Raw genomic sequence first — 20227 nt, forward strand, 5'->3', positions numbered from 1 at the left:
GGCGGTCAGGGCCTGGGCACGTTGCGGATGTTGGAGCGGGCCATCTGGAGCATCCGGCCGACGCCTCCGTCCAGCACGATCCTGGAGGCGGAGAGCGCGAACCCCGTCACCATCTCGGCCTTGATCTTCGGCGGGACGGACAGGGCGCTGGGGTCCGTGATGACGTCGACGAGGGCGGGTCCCTTGTGCTTGAAGGCGTCCTTGAGGGCGCCCGCGAGCTGCTTGGGCTTCTCGACGCGGACGCCGTAGGCCCCGCAGGCGCGGGCGACGGCGGCGAAGTCGGGGTTCTTGTTGGTGGTGCCGTAGGAGGGCAGTCCGGCGACCATCATCTCCAGCTCCACCATGGCGAGCGACGAGTTGTCGAACAGCACGATCTTCACCGGCAGGTCGTACTGGACGAGGGTGAGGAAGTCGCCCATCAGCATGGAGAACCCGCCGTCGCCGGACATCGCCACGACCTGGCGGCGGCGGTCGGTGAACTGCGCGCCGATCGCCATGGGCAGCGCGTTCGCCATGGAGCCGTGGGAGAAGGAACCGATGACGCGGCGGCGGCCGTTGGGGGTGATGTAGCGGGCCGCCCAGACGTTGCACATGCCGGTGTCGACGGTGAAGACGGCGTCGTCGGCGGCGACCTCGTCGAGCACGGACGCCACGTACTCGGGGTGGATGGGGACATGCTTGTCGACCTTGCGGGTGTACGCCTTGACGACCCCTTCCAGCGCGTCGGCGTGCTTCTTCAGCATCTTGTCGAGGAAGCGCCGGCTGTCCTTGGTCTTCACGCGCGGGGTGAGGCAGCGCAGCGTCTCCTTGACGTCGCCCCACACGGCGAGGTCCAGCCGGGAGCGGCGGCCGAGGTGTTCGGGCCGTACGTCGACCTGGGCGATGGTCACGTCGTCGGGCAGGAAGGCGTTGTACGGGAAGTCGGTGCCGAGCAGGATGAGCAGATCGCACTCGTGGGTGGCCTCGTAGGCGGCGCCGTAGCCGAGCAGCCCGCTCATCCCCACGTCGAACGGATTGTCGTACTGGATGTGCTCCTTGCCGCGCAGGGCATGCCCGACCGGTGACTTGATCTTCTGCGCCAGCTCCATGACCTCGGCGTGCGCGCCCGCGGTGCCGCTGCCGCAGAACAGGGTGACCTTCTGGGCCCGGTCGATCAGGTCGACCAGCTTGTCGATCTCCGCGTCGCCGGGGCGGACCGTGGGCCGGGCGGTGACCAGGGCGGTCCCGGCCGCCTTGGCGGGGGCCGGTTCGGCGGCGAGGTCGCCGGGGAGGGCGACGACACTGACGCCGCCCCGGCCGACCGCGTTCTGGATGGCGGTGTGCAGCAGCCGGGGCATCTGCCGGGGGTTGGAGATCAGCTCGCAGTAGTGGCTGCACTCGCGGAAGAGGTGGTCGGGGTGGGTCTCCTGGAAGTATCCGAGGCCGATCTCGCTGGACGGGATGTGCGAGGCGAGGGCGAGGACGGGCGCCATGGAGCGGTGGGCGTCGTACAGGCCGTTGATGAGGTGCAGGTTGCCGGGGCCGCAGGAGCCCGCGCAGGCGGTCAGCCGCCCGGTGATCTGGGCCTCGGCGCCGGCCGCGAACGCGGCGGTCTCCTCGTGCCGGACGTGGATCCATTCGAGGGCGGAGTTGCGGCGGACCGCGTCGACGACGGGGTTGAGGCTGTCGCCCACGACGCCGTACAGGCGTTTCACCCCGGCGCGGGCGAGGATGTCGACGAACTGTTCGGCGACGTTCTGCTTGGCCATGGATCCCTGCGCCCCTTCGCTGTGCGGCACGTCCGGTCGGCCCCTCGATCCATGAATCCACACCGTGCGCGTTCACGCCTCCCAGACGGCCGCCGCCGTCCGGTCGTCGGCGTATCCCTTCACCCGGGTCTGGGCGTCGGCGAGGAACGTGGCGAGGCCCGGCGGCTGTGGCTGGGACCACTTGTCGGACAGATGGGCGGGGAACGCGGGCTCACCCCGCAGCGGCTCGGCGAGCCCCGCGGTACACATCAGCAGCACATCACCCGGTCGGGCGATGGAGGCGCGGAAGCGGAAGGGTTCGCGGGGCGGCTCGTGGAGCGGTTCGTACGGGCTCGGGGGTGTCGGGATGCCCAGGCCCATGGTGAGCCGGTCGCCCTCCGGGGTCTCGGGGGGCGGCGAGCCGAAGCCCACCACGGGCTCGCCCGTGACCTCGGTGACCTGCGGTTCGATGTCCTGCCAGCCTCCGTCGCGGAGCCGGAACAGACCGCCGTCACCGACGCCGAAGAAGACCCGGGTCCGGCAGGCGGGGTCGGCGGTCAGCAGCAGACAGCGCAGGGTGGCCGCGTACTCCTCCGGGCGCAGCCCCTGGTCGGCGGCGCCCGCCCGGAGTCTGCCGAGACTGCGGTCGGTCAGCCGGTGCAGGCCCGACTTCAGGTCGCCGCGGCGGCCCGCGCGGATGTCGTCGGCGAGCCGCGCGTGGCTGCGGCCGACGGCTCGGCCGATCCACCGGCACAGCTCGGCGGCGGCGCGGTGCGCGCGCGGGGCGGCCCGCGCCCCGGTGGCCATCGCGACCAGCAGCAGCGCGTGTTCACCGGTGCCGAAGCGGGCAGTGAGCAGCGCGTCGCGGCGGGGCTCGCCGCGATAGCGGGCGGAGTCGCCGCGCACGGAGGCGGCACGCAGGGTCCAGGTGCCGTACCGGGCGCCGTCGAGCACCGTGTCCGGGACGAGATCGCCGAGGTCGTCGGGGTCGGCGGCGGGGAGCGCGGTCGGCTCGGGATCGTACGTCGGAGGTCCGGAGCCGACGTGCGGCAGCGGGGTGGGCGGCGTCCTGGACCCGCCCGTTCGCGCGGCGGGTGGTTCGGGGGGCACCACTCGGGGCGGGGGCGGCACGGGACTGCCGGACCCCGAGGCGGTGTCCCCCTCGCGAGGAGCGGAAGCCGCCCCCGGTGGGGTGACGTGCCGCCCGGGCGGGGTCAGGGCCGCCCCCGGCGGGGAGGCGGGGGCCCCGGATGACGCGGTTGGTTCCCCTGGCGGGCCGGCGGGGACCCCGTGGGACGTGGTGGGTGGTCCCGGCGGTGCCGCGGGTGACGCGATCGGTGTCTCCGGCGGGCCGGCGGGGGTCTGGGGTGACGCCGAGGGTGCCACGGGCGGCGCCGACGGCTCACCGGACGGAACGGACGGCCCGCAACGCGGCCCGCCGGACGGCCCACCGCGTGCCACGGACGGAGCACCGGACGGTGCGGCGGGGTCGCCGCGCGGTGCGGGAACGGGGGGCGGTGGTGCGGCCGGCGGACCGGCGGCGCCCGGCCCGGAGACGGACCGGCCGTCCGGCGAGCCCGGCGCGGAGGCCGGGCGGGCGTCCGGCGAGCCCGGTCCGGGCGGCCCGCCGGTCACCGCTCCGGACGCGGAGGCGAACCGGTCGTCCAGCGAGTCCGGCGTGGGTGTGGGGCCGGTGTCCTCGATGGAGTCGTCGTACAACTGCCCCCACCAGTCGTCGGAATGACCGGTGGGCCTTCCCCCCTGCTGGCTCATGCCGGTAATTGTCCACCGCGTGGGCCGGAGGAGAACGGGTCATCAGGAAAATGCCGTAGCCCGCGACGCGTCGCTCGGCGTGTCGGGCGAGGCGTCGAACAGCGGTGCGAGCGGCGGGTGGTGGTGGTCGCCGGACGGCTCCACCCCCCACGGGAGAACCGCCCGGCGACGGCCACGGGCCCGGCCCCCGTCGGCGCCGGTGACCCCACCTTCGCAGAGGTCTGGGCGGTACGGCGATGATGTTCGGCGGCGGGTTTGCGCCGTGGCTGCTTTCCGCCACCTGTGGACATCGCGGGACTGATCGTCGGGGAGGGGCGGAGCCTGTGCTGGCAGCGATAGGGCTGGACGAGCGGCACGAGTCGGCGTACCGCGCGCTGGTCGCGGCCGGCGCCGCCGACGTGCCCGATCTGGCGCGCCGGCTGGCACTGGGCGAGCAGGACACCGAGCGGGCGCTGCGCCGGCTGGAGCTGCACGGGCTCGCCGCGCAGTCCTCGGCCCGCCCCGGCCGCTGGGTGGCCGCCCCGCCGGGGGTGGCGCTGGGCGCGCTGCTCGCCCAGCGGCGGCACGAGCTGGAGCGGGCGGAGCTGGCGGCGGCGCTGCTCGCCGAGGAGTACCGGGCGGCGGCCTCCGAGCCCGCCGTGCACGATCTGGTCGAGGTGGTGATCGGCGGGGCGGCGGTCACCCAGCGGTTCCTTCAGTTGCAGCTGGGCGCCGCCGAGGAGGTGTGCGCGCTGGTCACCGGGGAGCCGGTGGCCGTGACCGGCATGGAGAACGACGCCGAGGAGCGGGCCGCCGCCCGCGGGGTGCGCTACCGGGTGGTGGTCGAGCGGGCCGTGCTGGACCAGCCGAACGGCATCACCGAGCTGACCGCCGCCCTCGCCCGCGACGAGCAGGTACGGGTGGTGGACCGGGTGCCGACGAAGCTGGTCGTCGCGGACCGCTCGCTGGCGCTGGTGCCGCTCACCCATCCCACCGCCGAGCCCGCCGCCCTCGTGGTGCACGCGAGCGGGCTGCTGGAGCTGCTGTCCGGCCTGTTCGAGTCGGTGTGGGGGCAGGCGCTGCCGCTGCGGCTCGGCGAGTTGGGTGTCACCGAGCGGGGTCCGGACGGGCCCGACGGCACGGATCTGGAGATCCTGTCGCTGCTGCTGGCCGGGATGACGGACGCGAGCGTCGCCAAGCAGCTGGACCTGGGACTGCGGACGGTGCAGCGCCGGGTGAAGCGGCTGATGGAGCTGACCGGGGTGACGACCCGGATGCAGCTGGGCTGGCACGCCTGCGAACGCGGCTGGGTGGCCCGCGAGCGGCCCTGAGCCCCGACGGCGGCGCGGCGGCACCGCACCCGCGCGGGACTGCGCGCCGGGGCGGGCTCGGGCACCCTGGGATCATGGGAGTGTGGGAACTCCTGCTGGTCGGTCTGGTCATGCTGCTCGGCCTGTGCGGAGTGCTGCTGCCGGGCGTACCGGGGTCGTGGCTCGTCTGGGCCGCGGTCCTGTGGTGGGCGCTGCAGGATCCGCGGCCGGTCGCCTGGTGGGTGCTGGTGGGTGCCACCGTCGTGCTGTTCCTCTCGCAGGTGGTGCGCTGGGCGCTGCCCCCGCGCCGGCTCCAGGCGAGCGGGGCCACTCCCCGGGTGGCGGTGTACGCCGGGCTCGGCGCGCTGCTCGGCTTCTTCCTCCTGCCGGTGCTCGGTACGGTTCCCGGTTTCCTGGCCGGGATCTACCTGTCCGAGCGGCTGCGGCTGGGCCGGGCCGGTGAGGCGCGGGCGGCGCTGCGCACGGCGATGCGCTCGGGCGGGTGGAGCGTGCTGGCGGAGCTGTTCGCCTGCCTGCTGATCATGGGGGCGTGGCTCGGCGCGGTGTTCTGGGGATGACTCCCGGGCGCGCTTCCGTACGCCCCGCGCCCCAGGGCCAGAAGCCGATGCGGCGGGCGGGGCGGCGTGCTTGGGTGGTCGGCATGAACGAGTTCAGCGAGGCCGAGAGGGCGTATCTGCGGGGACAGCGGCTGGGGCGGCTGGCCACGGTGGATCCGCAGGGCCAGCCGCAGGCGAACCCGGTCGCCTACTTCCTTCAGGACGACGACACCATCCTGATCGGCGGCTACACCATGGGCCGCACCAAGAAGTGGCGCAATCTCCAGAAGAACCCGCTGCTGGCGCTGGTCGCCGACGACATCGCGAGCCTGCGGCCGTGGAAGGTGCGCGGCGTCGAGATCCGCGGCGAGGCCGAGCTGCTCATCGGCCCGCACGACCTGGGCCCGCACTTCAGCGAGGAGCTGATCCGGATCCGCCCCCGCTGGGTCCACAGCTGGGGCCTCGACGGCGACGAGGGCCCCGTCCCCGCCTAGACCACCACCCCTTCGAGGGTCAGCAGCCGGATCTTCCGGTCGAGGCCGCCCGCGTATCCGGTGAGGGATCCGTCGCGGCCGATCACCCGGTGGCAGGGTCGGACGATCAGCAGCGGATTGGCGCCGATGGCCCCGCCGACGGCGCGTACGGCGGCCCGGGGCGCCCCGATCCGCGCGGCGATCTCGCCGTACGTCGTGGTCGCCCCGTAGGGGATGTCGTCGAGGGCCGCCCAGACCCGCTCGCGGAACGCGGTGCCGTGCGCCCGCAGGGGCAGCTCGAACTCCTTGAGGTCGCCGGTGAAGTAGGCGGCGAGTTGTGCGACGGCCTCGCGGAAGGGCCCGCCGTCCTCCCGCCAGTCCTCCCGCACCGCCGCTCCGCCTTTCTGGCCGGGCACGGTGAGGGAGGACAGGGCGCCGTCGGCGTCGGCGGTGAGCAGGAGCCTGCCGAGCGGGCTGTCGAGGTGCGTCCAGTACGTGGTCACGGGTTACTCCCACTCCCCTGCTGTGCGCAGGTGTTGTACGGCGTACGAGCGCCAGGGGCGCCAGCTGTCGGGGATGCCCGCGCCGGGCGGGGCGACGTCCGGGTCGCCCAGGGCGCGGGTGCGGATGGCGGCAATGGCGGTGTCGTCCAGGCCGGGCAGGGCCCGCAGCGCGGCCTGCGCGTCGTCGCGGTCGGCGCCCGGGTCCAGTCGTACGGCGCCGTCGGCGAGGGCGGCGGCGAGGGCACCGAGCGGACCGCCGGGCTCGGCCTCGGCGAGGACCGCCGGCTCGGGGAAGAGGTGGGTGAGGGTGCCGCAGGGCGCGTCGAGCGCCTTGCCGTAGCGCCGCACCAGCTCCGCGGCCGCCGGCCGGCCGGCCACGGTCCGCACCGCCAGCTCCTCCGGGTCGGCGGCGCCCGGCGACCGCAGTCCCGGCCGGGCCGCGACCAGCGGACCGAGCCGCGGATCGGTGCCCAGCCGATCGTCGACGGCGAACGGATCGGCGTCGAGGTCGAACAGCCGCCGCAGCCGCTGCACGGCGGTGGTCAGATCGCGGGGATCGGTCAGATGCAGCCGGGCGTCGAGCCAGCCGCCCGGACGGGCGACCCCGCTGCCCGGGCGTCCGCTCCCCCGCCGTTCCTCGACCGCCGCGATGCCGGTGCCGTAGGGGAGCCGGAGGGCGCGGCGGTAGACGCGGGCGCCCGGCGGGCCGGTCACCTCCTCGACCCCGGGGACGGCCTCGCGTTCCAGCAGGTCGAAGACGGGTGCGGTCTGGTAGGGGCCGCGGTGGGCGAGGCGCAGGGGGATGCCGGCGGTCGGGGTGCCGGTGCGGCGGGCGGTGCGGCCCGCGGTCCGGGGCGCGGCGGCGCGCAGGGCGCTGGGGGTCTGGGCGTAGACCTCCCGGATGGTGTCGTTGAACTGCCGCACGCTGGCGAAGCCGGACGCGAACGCGATCTCGGTCACCGGCAGCCCGGTGGTCTGCAACAGGACCCGCGCGGTGTGCGCCCGCTGCGCCCGGGCGAGCGCGACCGGGCCCGCGCCCAGCTCGGCGGTGAGCTGGCGCTGGACCTGCCGCGCGCTGTAGCCCAGCCGCGCGGCGAGTCCCGCGACGCCCTCCCGGTCGACGACGCCGTCGCCGATCAGCCGCATGGCCCGGCCGACCACGTCCGCGCGGGCGTTCCAGTCGGCCGAGCCGGGCACGGCGTCCGGCCGGCACCGTCGGCAGGCCCGGAACCCCGAGCCCTGCGCGGCGGCGGCCGTGGTGAAGAACCGCACGTTGCGGCGCTTCGGCGTCACCGCCGGACAGCTCGGCCGGCAGTAGATGCCGGTGGTCTCGACGGCGAAGAAGAACGCGCCGTCGAACCGGGCGTCCCGGCTGCGTACGGCCTCGTACCTGCTGTCCTCGTCCATCGCGGAGTCCATCACGGATCCAGTCTCCGCCATGGCGGACAGCGTGGCTGGCGGAAATCGGACATGGCGTCCGGGCTGTGCGAGCCCCGGACGCCCTGTCCCTCTCCTACCGCCAGCCCTTCCGCTTGGCCTCGACCGCCGCCCGGCCCTCGGCGTGCTTGCGCTTCCAGTCCCGGCGCAGTTCCGCCCGGGCCCGGGCGTCGGTCTTGGCGACGATCCACTGGTTCTCGCGCTTGAGCTTGCGGTAGCTGTCCAGCCTGCGGGCCGGCAGCTCCCCGGAGTCGACGGCGGCGAGCACCGCGCAGCCCGGCTCGGCCTCATGGGCGCAGTCGTGGAAACGGCAGCGCCCGGCCAGCTCCTCGATCTCGGCGAACACCTGCCCGACGCCGGTCTCGGCGTCGTAGAGGCCCACGCCCCGCAGGCCGGGCGTGTCGATGAGCACTCCGCCGCCCGGGAGGGCGAGCAGATTGCGGGTGGTGGTGGTGTGCCGGCCCTTGCCGTCGACGTCACGGGCCGCCTGCACGGTCATGGCGTCCTCGCCCGTGAGCGCGTTGGCGAGGGTGGACTTGCCCGTGCCGGACTGCCCGAGCAGCACGGACGTACCGGAGCCGAGGACGGCGGTGAGCACGTCAAGGCCCTCCCCGTCCCGGGCGCTGACGGACAGCACCGGAACGCCGGGCGCGCTGGTCTCCACGTCCTGGACGAGGTGCGCCAGCGTCGCCGGGTCCGGGACGAGGTCCGCCTTGGTGAGCACGACCAGGGGCTGCGCCCCGGACTCCCAGGCGAGTGCCAGGAAGCGTTCGACCCGGCCGAGGTCGAGTTCGACGGCGAGCGACACCGCGACGACGGCGTGGTCGACGTTGGCCGCGAGGATCTGCCCCTCGGACCGCTTGGAGGAAGTGGAGCGCACGAACGCGGTGCGCCTCGGCAGATACGCGCGCACATAGCGCGGGCTGCCGGCGGGGTCGACGGCGACCCAGTCGCCGGTGCACACCACCCGCATCGGGTCGTGCGGGGTGACGAAGGCGGTGTCCGCGCGGATCACGCCGTCGGCGGTGACCACGTCGCACTGCCCGCGGTCGACCCGGACGACCCGCCCGGGCAGCAGCCCTTCGGCGGCGTACGGGGTGAACTGATCCGCCCAGGCGTCGTCCCAGCCGTAGGGAGCGAGCGCGGTGGACACGGCGGAGGTGGAAGTCAAGGGGATGGCCCTTCACAAGGGCGGTCCCGGCGCGGTGAAGGTGTGTGAGGTCAGCCGGTGACCGCGGAGGTGGACTTGACGGACTCCTGGATGCGGGCAGCGCCCAGCGCAGAGACAGCCATCGGTCGACACCTCCTCGTCATGTTCGTACGGCACATCCGTGCATCCGGCGGCGGTGGCAGCGGGCCACCGCGGAACGGACGCAACTCTAGCCCGGCCCGGTGGAGGGCCGTCAACGCATTTTTCGCGTGCGGGTCTTCGGGCTCAGGAAGCCCCGCACGGCTGCCCGTTGAGGGTGAAGTCGTACGCCGGGGCGTTGCGGCCCCGCCAGGAGGCGAGGAAGCCGAAGGCGAGGGTGCCGTCGGCGGGGACCGCCTTGTTGTAGTCGGCGGCGCGGGCGGTGACGCGTGGGCCGTCCTGGGTGAACTTCGCGTCCCACATCTGGCTCACCCGCTGCCCGTCGGGAAAGGTCCAGCCGACGTGCCAGTCGTCGAGGGCGCGGCCGGTGCGGACGGTGACGGTGGCCTGGAAGCCGTCGGGCCACTGACCGGCGAGGGCGTAGGTGACACGGCAGGCGGGGTGGCCGCTCGGGCTGGGATCCGGCGGGGTGGGGGTGGCGGTGCCCTGGGGTTCGGGGTGGGGGCCGGTGTCCCGGCGGGCCGGCTCGTCGGTGGTGGTGGTGGCGGCGGCGGACGAGGCGGCGGCGGGCGTGGTGCCGGTGGCGGTGGCGCCGGGCCGGGGTGTGCGGCCGGGTGCCGGGGCGGCGGGCCTGGTGGCGGGCGCGGACGACAGGGAGGGGCGGGGGTCCGCGACGGGCTGCCGGCCGGCGGTCCCGCCGGGCGCGGCGGCGTGGTCGGCGGTGTGCACGACGGGCATCAGGGTGGCACCGAGCGCCAGCAGGGAGACGAGGACGGCGGCGGCGAAGAGCCCGTTGCGCAGGACGCGCGGCTGCTGGGCGCCGGCCTCCTGCGGGCCGGGCTCGGGGGTGTCGGGGCGGCCGGGGCCGAGCCGTGCCGCCGCGGCGCGGCGACGGCGTGCCAGGTAGGCGGGGCCGCCCCAGCCGAGCACCCCGTCGGCGAGGGCGGCGGGCAGTCCTCCGCCGTGCGGCCGCAGGCAGGCGGCGGCCTCGGCGCAGTCGACGCAGCGCGCGACGTGCCGGGACAGGTCCTCGGGGGGCTCGGTGCCCGGCGTGCGGGTGACGGCGTCGAGCAGGCGGGCGTAGCGGCCGCACGCGGGGGCGGGCGGCGCGTCGAGGAGGGCGCGCCGGCAGCGGTTGCGGAACAGGCGCCGCGCCTCGGTGAGCGCGGCGGCGGCGCCGGCCGGGTCGAGGCCGAGCCGGCGGGCGGCCACGGGCAGCGGCAGCGCCTCCGCCTCGGCAAGCCAGAGCAGGGCCGCGTCCCGTTCCGGCAGGTCGCGCAGGGCGCGCAGGGCGAGGGGACGGCGCGGCGGGGGGCCGGTGTGGCGGGCGGCGTCGCCGGAGGTGAGCCACCGCCGCAGCTCGGGGTCGAGGCGGTGGCCCTCGCCCGCGCTCTCCCAGGCGGCGGCCGTGCCACGGACGGCGGTCAGCAGCAGGGGGATCCGGGGCAGCCGGGCCGGGCGGCGGCCGGTGCCGTGCGGCAGGACGGTTTCGGCGCCGCGGGCTTCCCGGACGCCTCGGGCGAATGCTTCCCGGGCGAGCCGGGTCGCCGCGGCGGAGTCGGCGGTGCACAGGTCGGCGTAGGAGAGGACCGGGTCCCAGCACTCGGTGAACAGCGCCGCCTCGACGGCGTCCCGGGGGGTCGGCAGGTCGGGCATGTGTCTCCTGCGTGGCGGCGCATGCGAGGTCAACTCACCGCGGCAGCAGGGGGAGTTGCGGGGAACCTCGGGGGCGGGCACGACCCTTTCACGGCTCCCCCGCAACTGACAAGCGCTGTCCTGGGGTTCACTTCTCGGCGACGACGGCGTCCTCGGCCGACAGGCTGTCCATGAAGGAGCTGACGGAGAAGACGGCGCGGCCGGGGCCGGGCGGGCCGTAGCCGGGCGGGGAGGTCAGGCCGAACTCGTCCATGGTGGCGCGGTAGGCCTCCAGCAGCCGGATGTGGTACTCCAGCGGCGCGCCCTGCGGGTTGGCCTTGCCGAGCGGGGTGGTCGGTTCGGGGCACCAGGTGGTGAAGCGCGGGGTGATGCCGTGCGACATGAAGAAGCGCAGGCCCTCGGTGGTCGAGGCGATCGCCTCGTCGACGGTGGTGAAGCCGAACGGCTCGGCCATCTCCACCCCGGCCACGAAGTTCGGGATGACGTTGCGGGCACCGAAGACGTCGGCGGAGTCGAGGATGCGCTTGTGCCACTCGTCGCGGCCGACGTAACGCTCCTTGCCGGGGCAGTACATCTTGAACAGGTACTCGTCCCACACCTCGTAGTTGGGGTGGTAGATCTGCACGCCGTAGTCCTTGAACCGCTGTACGTCGGCCTTGGGCAGCGCCTGGGCGACGACTTTGCCGATCCAGCGGCCGGGGAAGCGCTCCTCGATGGCCTTGGCGTAGTGGCCGTAGAAGTCGGCCTCGTCGCGGCCCGCGACGGTCTTGGTGATGGCGCCGCCGGTGAGGGTGTAGGCGGTGGAGGCCTTCTGGGTGTCGTAGCGGTCGATGATCTCCAGGGCCTCCAGCACCTCCTCGACGTCCTTGACGCCCGTGTAGGGGCGGCCGGCGGCCTTGTGCTGGCGCCAGTTGTGGTTGATGTCGCAGTACTGGCACTCCTCCTTGGCGCCGAAGTACTGGCAGACCCGGAAGACGGTGAGGTAGATCAGGTAGCCCCACTGGATGGTGGGGGCGACCTCCATCACCGACTTCCCGTTGCTGAGCGTGTGCCGGTAGTACTCGGGCATCGGCGGGACGCCGACGTCGGCGATGCGCTTGCCGTCGAGGTAGAGGCCGAGCACGCCCGCGTCGTCGGCGGCGACCCGGTAGGGGGAGGCGGGGTTCACCCGGACGGAGACGACGGTGCGGCGCAGGCCGTAGGGGCCGCCGGTGAGGATGATCTCCTCGGGCGGGCGGCGCAGCGCGGCCTCGCCCAGCTCGGGCAGGGTGCCGTGGTCGAAGGAGAAGATGAAGTACGACTTCGGCTTGACCTCGCCGTCCTCGTTGTCGCTGAGCGCGGACGGGTCGAAGGCCACACCTCCGCGGAGCAGGTCCTCCTTGAAGACCGCCTCCCGCGGCACATGCGGGAAGCGCTCCATCAGATCCTCGACGAGCGCGGTGCGGCTGCCCATCCCGTGTCTCCTCCCTGCGGCGATTCCGTGTGCGGCGTGCGACTCCTCACGGTATGCCCCATGCCTTCGGGCGTGTGCAGCCGGGTCCGCTCCGAGCGGCGAGGTTTCCCGGATTTGACCGCGTATGCCATGTTCTGGCCGTTTCGGATGGTGAAAGCGCTCTCGGACAGGGCGGAGCCGGCTGCCTACACTGCCTCGTTCTCGATTCCCGGGAAGGGAGTGCGCCATATGACCGAGGCCGTGTCGGTGACGAACTGGGCGGGCAACATCACGTACGCCGCGAAGGAGCTGCACCGCCCCCACTCGCTCGACGCGCTGCGAGCGCTGGTCGCGCGCAGCGCGCGGGTGCGGGTGCTGGGCAGCGGGCACTCCTTCAACGAGATCGCCGAGCCGGGCCCCGAGGGGGCGCTGCTGTCGCTGGCCGCGCTGCCGCCCGTGATCGATGTGGACACCGCCGCGCGGACGGTCCGGGTCTCGGGCGGGGTCCGGTACGCGGAGCTGGCCCGCGTGGTGCACCGGCACGGGCTGGCGCTGGCGAACATGGCCTCGCTGCCGCACATCTCGGTGGCCGGTTCGGTGGCGACCGGGACGCACGGGTCGGGCCTGGGCAACGGGCCGCTCTCGACGGCCGTGCGGGAGGTCGAGCTGGTCACCGCCGACGGGTCGGCCGTGCGGATCGCGCGCGGCGAGAAGCGGTTCGGCGGCGCGGTGACCGCGCTGGGGGCGCTCGGGGTCGTCACCGCGCTCACCCTCGATCTGGAGCCGGCCTTCGAGGTGGAGCAGTACGTGTACACCGAACTGCCGTCGGCCGGGCTGGACCCGGCGGTGTTCGAGGCGGTGATGGGGGCGGCCTACAGCGTCAGCCTGTTCACCGACTGGGGTGGGCCCGGCTTCCGGCAGGTGTGGGTGAAGCGGCGCACCGACCAGCCGTACGCCGGGTTCGACCGTGCCGCGCCCGCGGCGGAGGCGAAGCACCCGGTGCCGGGGATGCCGGCCGTGAACTGCACCGGGCAGTCCGGCGTGCCGGGGCCGTGGCACGAGCGGCTGCCGCACTTCCGGGCGGAGTTCATGCCCAGCAGCGGGGCGGAGCTGCAGTCGGAGTATCTGCTGCCGCTGGGGTCGACCGTCGACGCGCTGCATGCGATCGACGGGATCCGGGATGTGATCGCCCCCGTACTGCAGACCTGCGAGATCCGTACCGTCGCCGCCGACGACCAGTGGCTCAGCCCCGCCCACGGGCGGGACTCGGTGGCCCTGCACTTCACCTGGGTCCCGGACACCGCGGCCGTGCTGCCGGTGATACGCCGGCTGGAGCGGGCGCTGGACGGCTTCGGGGCGCGTCCGCACTGGGGCAAGGTCTTCACGGTGCGGCCGGAGGCGCTGCGGGAGCGGTATCCGCGGCTCGGCGACTTCGCCGCGCTGGCCCGGGAGCTGGACCCGGCGGGCACGTTCGCCAACGCGTTCGTACGGGACGTCCTGGGCGACCGGCCCAGCAGCGCGCCGTAGGCTTTATAAAGCCCCTTTCCTAACCCCTTGTCGAAAGGCGCCGTTCCCCATAGCCTTGCGCCGCGCCGGTGCCGTCGTGCCCGGTTCCGCACGAGCCGAAGGGACAGGGCTGACCCGGTGAAGCGCACATCACGCGACATCCGCACCGCGAACCGCTACGAGGTGCTGCGCCAGATCATCGCCGAGTCCCCCACCTCCCGGCAGGAGCTGGCCGCCGCCACGGGCCTGAGTCTCGCCACGGTCGCCACCCTCGTAGGCGAGCTGCTCGACCTCGGGATGATCACCGAGGTCGGGTTCGAGGACTCGGCGGGCGGGCGCCCCCGGGGCCTCGTCGCCGTCAACGCGTCGGGGGGCGCGTTGATCGGCGTGGACATCGCGGAGACGTACGTCCATGTCGAGCTGTTCGACCTGGCGCTGAACGTGCTGGCCCGCGCCGAGGAGGACATGCGGCCCGGTGAGAGCCGCCCCGGGCAGGTGGTCGGCCATGTCGCGGCGGCGGTCGGCTCGGTGGTGGCGCAGGCCGGGGTGGAGGGCGCCCGGGTGCTGGGCGTCGGGGTGAGCGTGCCGGGGCAGGTGGACCGGGACACCGGCGTCGCGGAGTACGCGCCCAACTGGGACTGGCACGACGTCCCGCTGCTCGACCTGCTCACCGAGCACATCGCCTACCCCCTCCACCTGGACAACCCGCTGCGCGCCTGCGCGGTCGCCGAGCTGTGGTTCGGGGCCGCGCGCGGGCGCGGGGACGCCGTGGTGGTGAACCTGGGGACCGGTGTGGGCGCCGGTCTGGTGCTGGGCGGCGGACTGCACCGGGGGGTCAGCAACAGCGCCGGCGAGTGGGGGCACACCACCCTCGTCCTGGACGGGCGGCTGTGCCACTGCGGCAACCACGGCTGTGTGGAGACGTATGCCGGCGCGCCCGGAATCATGCGGAACCTGCGGGAACTGAGCCCCGGCAGCGACCTGCTCCACCCCGAGGACCAGACCGCCACCGTGCGCGCGCTGGCCCGCGGGGTCGCCGCGGGTGATCCGGTGGCCGTGAAGGTGGTCCGCGACACCGCCCGCTATCTCGGCGCCGCCATCGCCGACCTGGTCAATCTGCTCAACCCGGAGGTGGTCGTGCTCAGCAGCTGGGTCGCGGCCACGCTGGGCGAGCCGCTGCTCGCCGAGGTGCGCGAGGCCGTCGCCCGGCACGCGCTCGGGCGGCCGCTGGCCGCCACCGAGATCGTCCTCTCCCCGATCCCCACCGACCCGGTGTGCCTGGGCGCGGCGACGTTCGCGCTGGAGGGCGCCTTGCAGTCGGTCGGGCAGAGGGCCGCAGCACGACGCACGACACCCGCGAGGAGCCGTACCGCACCACCTTCGTGACGACGGAAGGGATGCACGTTGCGCACCAGCAGATCGATCCTCGGGACGGCCGTGGCCGCACTGGCTGTCGCCGGAACTCTGATGTCCGCGCCTCCCGGCGCCGCCACCGAGTCCCCGGCGGTGGCCGAGGTCTCCCCCCACGCCGCCCAGACCATCGACAACATCGGCGCGTCCGGCGCCTGGTGGGTCAACGACCTCAAGAACTTCGACCCGCGGGTCCAGGCCCGGGTCGCCCGGCTGCTGTTCTCCTCCGACGGCCTGGACCTGAGCGCCTACCGCTACAACATCGGCGGTGGCGGCACGGCGGTCACCACCCCGTCCCGGGCGCCGGAGGACTTCCGTGACGCCGACGGGACGTACGACTGGTCGAAGGACGAGGGCGGCCGTACGTTCCTGGCGTACGCGGCCCGGTACGGGGTCGAGGACCTGATCGCCTTCGTCAACAGCGCGCCCGCCGAGTGGAAGACCAACGGGCAGAGCTGCGGCGGCCATCTGAAGGCGGAGCACACCGAGGACTTCGCCGACTACATCGCCGACGTCACCGACCACTTCGCCGCGCGCGGCGCCGAGTTCGACTACATCAGCCCCTTCAACGAGCCGACGAACAGCTTCGACTCCTGCGGCCAGGAGGGCATGCTGGTTCCGGTCGGCCAGCGCGACGACATCGTGCGGGCGCTCGGCGCCGAGCAGCGCGCCCGGCACCAGCGGACCGGGATCATCGCGGACGAGTCCAGCAGCACCGTGCAGTTCAACACCGAACTGCCGGAGTGGATCGCCCAGCCGGGCACGGCGCGGTACGTCTCCAGGCTGGCCCACCACACGTACAACAACCCGGGCGACGACCAGCGGGCGCGGATCCACGAGACCTCGAAGGCGGTCGGCAAACCGTCCTGGTCGACGGAGATCTGCTGCTTCGGCAAGGGCGGCACCGGCTGGGCGCAGGAGTACGACCCGACGATCGACGGCGGACTGAACCTGTCCCGGATCATCCACAAGGACCTCGCCACCGCCCACGACTCGGCGTTCCACTGGTGGGTCGCGCTGTCGGAGATGATCGGCTCCGACCCGCACGCGAGGAACGACGAGGGCTGGAACGACGGCCTGATCTACTACGACCCGCGGTACGCGGTGAACGGCAACCAGACGCTGTACTTCACCAAGCGCTATTACGCGCTCGGCCAGTACAGCAAGTTCGTCAAGCCGGGTGCGGTGCTGCACAACGTGACCGGCGCGCCGGAGGGCGTGGAGGTCAGCGCCTACAGCCGCAAGGGCACATGGGTCGTGGTCGTCAACAACCACAACACCACCGAGACCCCGCTGCACCTGCGCTTCCACAGTGACCTGCCGTCGCGCGCCACCAAGGCGGTGCGCACCTCGGCCACCGAGAACTGGGCCTCCGTCACCAGGCCGTCCGTGCACGGCGGCACCGCCTCGGCGGTCCTGCCCGCCCGTTCCGTGACGACGTACGTCCTCGATCAGAAGGGCGGGGGCGGCTCGGCGGTCACCGGGGCCTGGCAGGGCGCCCAGTCCGGCAAGTGCCTGACGGCGAACGCCTCGGGGGCGGCGATCGAGTCCTGTACCGGCGGGGCCGGGCAGTCGTGGTCGTACGACGCGCGGGGCGCCCTGAAGGGGGCCGACGGCTATCTGACGGCGGGGAGTGCCGGGCCGGCGACCCGGGCCGGGTTCACCGGTGAGGCGGGGCAGCGCTGGCTGCTGAACGGCAACGGGCAGATCGTCAGCGAGGCCTCGGGCAAGTGCCTGGACGTCAGCGGGCAGGCGACCGCGGACGGCAGCCGGGTGATCCTCCACAGCTGCACGGGCGGGACCAACCAGGCGTGGTTCATGCGGTAGTTCACCGCCGCGGAGGGTGGCGGGCGACGCTGACGCGACGGCCCGCCACCCCGTCACGTCCGGCATCCCGAACGTGGCGCAACGTTTCGAACAGACTTCGTCCGACCCCTTGCCGAAGCCTTAGCCGAAGGTTAGCGTCCGGCACCGACCTCAGCCGCACTCAGAGACAAGGACGTCAGCATGCCGGCATTCAGCAACTCCTCCTGGGACCGCCGATCCGTCCTGCGGGCCGCGATGGGCCTGGCCGCCGCCGGCGGGCTGGCCGCGTGCGGCGGCAACAACGGCCGCAGCGGCGGCGCGGGGTCGGGCAAGCGGCTCGTCCAGTACTTCCACGCCTACGGCGAGCCGGGCACCGAGCAGGCCGTCAGGCGGTACGCGAAGGCGTACGAGGAAGCCGACGTCACCACGCAGTGGATCACCGGCGAGAACTTCGAGAGCAAGCTGTTCTCGGCGCTGCTCACGGACAACGCCCCGGACCTGTTCGAGTTCCACCCGCAGATCCAGCTCGTGCGCAGCGGCCAGGTGGCCGATCTGACCGATCTCGTCGAGCCGGTGAAGGACGACTTCAACCCGGCCGACATCGCCTCGCACACGGTCGACGGGAAGATATACGGGGTCCGGATGATCGACGACCCGCAGTTCTTCTTCTACCGCAAGTCGATGTTCGAGAAGGCCGGCGTGGACGTGCCGACAACACTGGACGAGCTGATCGAGGCCGCGGCCAAGCTCACCACCGACAAGGTCAAGGGCGTCTTCCTCGGCAACGAACTGGACGCGGTGATCCGCCCGCTGATCTGGGCGGCCGGCGCCGACACCCTCGACGCGAAGAACCAGATCGCCTACCACACCGAGGGGGTCAAGGAGGGCCTGGTCAAGCTGCGCAAGCTGTTCACCAGCGGTGATCTGCTGCTCGGCGCCCCGACCGACTTCTGGGACCCGTCCGCGCTCAACCAGGGCCTGACCGCGATCCAGTGGTGCGGCATGTGGGCGATGCCGCAGATGCAGCAGGCGCTCGGCGACGACCTGGGCGTCTTCCCCTTCCCGAAGGTCACCGACGCCGGCAAGCCTGCCGTCTACAACGGCGGCTGGTCGATGTTCGTGAACGCCAAGGGCAGGAACGTCGAGGCGGCCAAGGAGTACGTGAAGTGGCTGTGGATCGAACAGAAGGAGTACCAGGAGGACTGGGCGCTCTCCTACGGCTTCCACGTCCCGCCGCGCGTCTCGATCGCCGAGTCCGCCGACAAGCTGCGGTCGGGGCTGCCCGCCGAGGGCGTCCGGCTGTTCAACGAGTACGGGCACTTCGACAACATCGGCTTCACCCAGGCGATGATCGACGCGATCGAGGACGTCGTCGCCGACTGCGTCCGCTCGGGCGGTGACCCGGAGGCCGCCCTCGACAAGGCGGACGGCAAGGTCGCCCGCGAGCTGAAGAAGCTCTTCGGATAGGCCGGCGGACAGGTAACCACGTCATGTCGACCACCGCCGCGCCCGATCCCCAGAGCCCCGCCCCGGCGACCCCGGCCACCCCGGCCCGGCGGCGACGGGGACTGCGGGGCAGCAGCACCTTCAACTTCTGGCTCTTCACCGGCCCGTTCCTGCTCGGGCTGGCGATCTTCGTCTACGTCCCGATCGGCTGGAGCCTCTGGCTCTCCTTCTTCGACGCCCGGTTCACGGTCACGCCGAGCGAGTTCATCGGCTTCGGCAACTACCGGTACATGCTGACGAACGACGACTTCACGGGGTCGCTCGTCACCTTCACCGTCTTCGCCGCGTTCATCGTGCCCGCCACCTGGGCGTTCTCCCTGGGGCTCGCCCTGATGGTGAACAGGCTGCGGTTCCTGCGGGCGTTCTTCCGGTCGGTGTTCTTCCTGCCGACGGCGGTGAGCTATGTCGCCGCCGCCCTCATCTGGAAGATGTCGATCTTCAGCGGGGTCCGCTTCGGCCTGATGAACACCGTCCTCGGCTGGTTCGGGATCGACAACATCGCCTGGCTGGCCAGTCCCGATCCGCCCTGGTACTGGCTGGTCCTGGTCACGGTCCGGCTGTGGCTCCAGGCCGGGTTCTTCATGATCCTGTTCCTGGCGGCGCTGCAGAACATCCCGCAGGAGCTGTACGAGGCCGCCGCCATCGACGGGGCGAAGCCGGGCTGGCAGACCTTCCGGCACATCACGCTGCCGCAGCTGCGCGCCACGTCGACGGCCGTGATCCTGCTGCTCCTGGTGCAGGCGTACCAGGCCTTCGACGAGTTCTTCAATCTGCTGTCCAAGTCCACCTGGGGCCGCCCGCCCCTGGTCGAGCTGTACTACATCGCCCTCGGCGAGAACCAGGACTACGGCGCGGGCAGCGCGGGCGCGGTGATCCTGACGCTGCTGATCTGCGTCGTGACCCTGCTCCAGGGCAAGTTCCTGGGCTTCGGAAGGGGGGACGAGTCCAAGTGACCACCACGACCGACCGGCCGGTGGCACCGCGACGGGCGCGGCGCGGCGGTGTACGGGCGCGGCGCGGCGGCGTCATGGGCTCCGCCGGGCTGTACGCCGCGACCACCGTCGCCGCCCTGCTCTTCCTCGTCCCCTTCTATCTGATCGTCCGCAACGCGCTGATGACGGATCCGGAGATCACGGGCGAGGAGTGGAAGTTCTTCCCCACCGACATCCAGTGGGGCAACCTCACCGAGCCGTTCGACGATCCCACGGTGGACTTCGCGCGCGCCCTGGGGAACTCGGCGGTCGTCGGGATCCTGCACACCGTCGGCACGCTGCTGGTCTGCTCGCTCGCCGGATACGGTCTGGCCCGGATCCCGTACCGGCACGCCAACAAGATCTTCTACGCCGTGCTGGTGACCCTCATGGTCCCGACCGCCGTCACCTTCGTCCCCAGCTTCGTGCTGGTGTCGTCACTCGGCTGGGTGGACACCTACCGCGGGCTGATCGTCCCCGGCCTGTTCAGCGGTTTCACCTGCTTCCTGTTCCGGCAGTACTTCCTGGGATTCCCCAAGGAGCTGGAGGAGGCGGCACGCGTCGACGGGCTCGGCTACTGGGGCGCGTACTGGCGGGTCGTCGTACCGAACTCGCTGAACTTCTTCGCGGCCATCGCGACCATCACCTTCATCAGCGGCTGGAACGCCTTCCTGTGGCCCCTGGTCATCGGCCAGGACCCGAGCGCCTGGACCGTCCAGGTCGCGCTCTCCTCCTACATGACCAACCAGACCGTCAACTTCCATCTGATCTTCATGGCCACGGCCATTTCCATCCTGCCCCTGGTGTTCGTGTTCCTCTTCCTCCAGCGCTGGCTGGTCCAGGGGATCGCGCAGACCGGCATCAAGGGCTGA

General features: G+C 72.9%; 16 protein-coding genes. 9 read left to right on the top strand and 7 right to left on the bottom strand.

The window, feature by feature from the left end; all coding sequences use genetic code 11:
• Positions 1–5 precede the first annotated feature (5 nt).
• Positions 6–1748, bottom strand: coding sequence for a pyruvate dehydrogenase (locus VE614_RS18495; protein WP_324937878.1), 1743 nt, complete (start codon positions 1746–1748; stop codon positions 6–8).
• A gap of 72 nt (positions 1749–1820) precedes the next feature.
• Positions 1821–2837 carry a protein phosphatase 2C domain-containing protein gene (locus VE614_RS18500; RefSeq protein ID WP_324937880.1) on the bottom strand — a complete coding sequence of 339 codons (1017 nt, stop codon included), beginning with the start codon at positions 2835–2837 and terminating at the stop codon, positions 1821–1823.
• Positions 2838–3823: 986 nt separating this feature from the next.
• Here VE614_RS18500 and VE614_RS18505 point away from each other — a divergent pair.
• From VE614_RS18505 to VE614_RS18515, 3 genes are all read left to right on the top strand, one after another.
• Positions 3824–4810, top strand: a complete 987-nt coding sequence (locus VE614_RS18505) for a helix-turn-helix domain-containing protein (RefSeq protein ID WP_324937882.1) — start codon at positions 3824–3826, stop codon at positions 4808–4810.
• 74 nt (positions 4811–4884) lie between these two features.
• Entirely contained in the window at positions 4885–5367 is a 483-nt protein-coding gene (locus tag VE614_RS18510; RefSeq protein WP_324937884.1) for a DUF456 domain-containing protein, read from the top strand.
• An 83-nt stretch (positions 5368–5450) separates the two neighbouring features.
• Positions 5451–5840: a PPOX class F420-dependent oxidoreductase gene (locus VE614_RS18515; RefSeq protein ID WP_324937886.1), complete on the top strand. Its 390-nt coding sequence runs from the start codon at positions 5451–5453 to the stop codon at positions 5838–5840.
• On the opposite strand, the gene VE614_RS18520 is transcribed toward VE614_RS18515, so the two are convergent.
• The 5 genes from VE614_RS18520 to VE614_RS18540 all read right to left on the bottom strand — a co-directional run bounded on the left by VE614_RS18520 (position 5837) and on the right by VE614_RS18540 (position 12177).
• Positions 5837–6322 carry a methylated-DNA--[protein]-cysteine S-methyltransferase gene (locus tag VE614_RS18520; RefSeq protein WP_324937888.1) on the bottom strand — a complete coding sequence of 162 codons (486 nt, stop codon included), beginning with the start codon at positions 6320–6322 and terminating at the stop codon, positions 5837–5839. The two genes, VE614_RS18515 and VE614_RS18520, sit on opposite strands and share 4 nt — an antisense overlap.
• A 3-nt stretch (positions 6323–6325) precedes the next feature.
• Positions 6326–7729: an AlkA N-terminal domain-containing protein gene (locus tag VE614_RS18525; RefSeq protein WP_324937978.1), complete on the bottom strand. Its 1404-nt coding sequence runs from the start codon at positions 7727–7729 to the stop codon at positions 6326–6328.
• A gap of 106 nt (positions 7730–7835) precedes the next feature.
• Positions 7836–8930, bottom strand: a complete 1095-nt coding sequence (rsgA, locus tag VE614_RS18530) for a ribosome small subunit-dependent GTPase A (RefSeq protein ID WP_324937890.1) — start codon at positions 8928–8930, stop codon at positions 7836–7838.
• Positions 8931–9194: 264 nt separating this feature from the next.
• On the bottom strand, positions 9195–10724 hold the full coding sequence (locus tag VE614_RS18535; RefSeq protein ID WP_324937892.1) for a cellulose-binding domain-containing protein: 1530 nt from the start codon (positions 10722–10724) through the stop codon (positions 9195–9197).
• A 127-nt stretch (positions 10725–10851) separates the two neighbouring features.
• Positions 10852–12177: a radical SAM protein gene (locus tag VE614_RS18540; RefSeq protein WP_324937894.1), complete on the bottom strand. Its 1326-nt coding sequence runs from the start codon at positions 12175–12177 to the stop codon at positions 10852–10854.
• 228 nt (positions 12178–12405) lie between these two features.
• Between VE614_RS18540 and VE614_RS18545 the strand changes: the two genes are divergently transcribed.
• The 6 genes from VE614_RS18545 (at position 12406) to VE614_RS18570 (ending at position 20227) form a co-directional block, all read left to right on the top strand.
• Positions 12406–13683 (top strand): D-arabinono-1,4-lactone oxidase, encoded by a 1278-nt coding sequence (locus VE614_RS18545; protein WP_324937896.1) that lies wholly within the window; start codon positions 12406–12408, stop codon positions 13681–13683.
• 117 nt (positions 13684–13800) lie between these two features.
• Entirely contained in the window at positions 13801–15048 is a 1248-nt protein-coding gene (locus VE614_RS18550; RefSeq protein ID WP_324937898.1) for an ROK family transcriptional regulator, read from the top strand.
• 18 nt (positions 15049–15066) lie between these two features.
• The gene (locus VE614_RS18555) at positions 15067–16899 is read left to right on the top strand and encodes a glycoside hydrolase (protein ID WP_324937900.1); all 1833 of its coding nucleotides are present in this window, start codon (positions 15067–15069) and stop codon (positions 16897–16899) included.
• 180 nt (positions 16900–17079) lie between these two features.
• Complete coding sequence (locus tag VE614_RS18560) at positions 17080–18345, top strand: sugar ABC transporter substrate-binding protein (protein WP_324937902.1); 1266 nt, start codon at positions 17080–17082, stop codon at positions 18343–18345.
• A gap of 23 nt (positions 18346–18368) precedes the next feature.
• Positions 18369–19337 (top strand): sugar ABC transporter permease, encoded by a 969-nt coding sequence (locus VE614_RS18565; RefSeq protein ID WP_324937904.1) that lies wholly within the window; start codon positions 18369–18371, stop codon positions 19335–19337.
• Positions 19334–20227 carry a carbohydrate ABC transporter permease gene (locus VE614_RS18570; protein WP_414719599.1) on the top strand — a complete coding sequence of 298 codons (894 nt, stop codon included), beginning with the start codon at positions 19334–19336 and terminating at the stop codon, positions 20225–20227. The genes VE614_RS18565 and VE614_RS18570 overlap by 4 nt, the downstream gene beginning before the upstream one ends.

The sequence above is a fragment of the Streptomyces sp. genome, from assembly GCF_035645055.1.
Taxonomy (GTDB): Bacteria; Actinomycetota; Actinomycetes; order Streptomycetales; family Streptomycetaceae; genus Streptomyces.